The sequence below is a fragment of the Paenibacillus contaminans genome, assembly GCF_003285015.1.
Taxonomy (GTDB): Bacteria; Bacillota; Bacilli; order Paenibacillales; family NBRC-103111; genus Paenibacillus_V; species Paenibacillus_V contaminans.
Genome location: NZ_QMFB01000087.1, coordinates 1 through 574, shown reverse-complemented (window position 1 = coordinate 574; position 574 = coordinate 1). Strand labels below are relative to the sequence as shown.

Sequence of the window (574 nt, the reverse complement as noted above, 5' to 3'; positions counted from 1 at the left end):
CCCATGAATTGTCTGCCTCCTCCATCGGTTACAACGGCGAAACGTTCGGTTTAGCCGGTCTTTCCTTCATGTCCCGAACTCATCCTCCAGTTGTTTGTTTTCAGTTTGGAGTTCTTATATCCGCTTGTTTTTAGCAGCGATGAGAACGCTCTTGCTTGTTTCAGTCATTCCACGTTTGTTTAGCAGAGGACATGCCTTCTTGCTGATTGCGCAGCGTTTCTATTCGTTCGCGAATCTCCGAATGGTTATAAAGGTAGGCTTTAGAGACGCCCGACTCTGTGGAAAAGCTATTGAGGTTTAACTTGCCTTGTTGCTCAATAAGTCTTTGGATTGCCTCATCAACCTTTTCTGCAGCGGATAGCTTCTATTGCCTGGGTGTGCATGTTTCTCTTCGGCTCTAATTGCCGTTCCTTAGGTTATTTAAACGTTTACATTCCCTGGAAGTTGCGCATAACTGCCCGTTAGGTTAGAAAAGACTGCCGATCTGCTGGCAATTAAACAAACGTACCCGTTAGCCATCCATGCTGCACAAAGCGCAGCACCACAGAGAGTGAAAGTTAATCCGTTCTTTCAT

Annotated in this window: 1 protein-coding gene; it reads right to left on the bottom strand. The window is 45.8% G+C overall.

The genetic code is table 11. The features are described 5' to 3' along the window. Window positions 1–160 precede the first annotated feature (160 nt). A complete protein-coding gene (locus tag DQG23_RS43350) occupies window positions 161–319 on the bottom strand; it encodes a DUF6262 family protein (protein ID WP_238178274.1) in 159 nt (52 codons plus the stop codon). Window positions 320–574 lie beyond the last annotated feature (255 nt).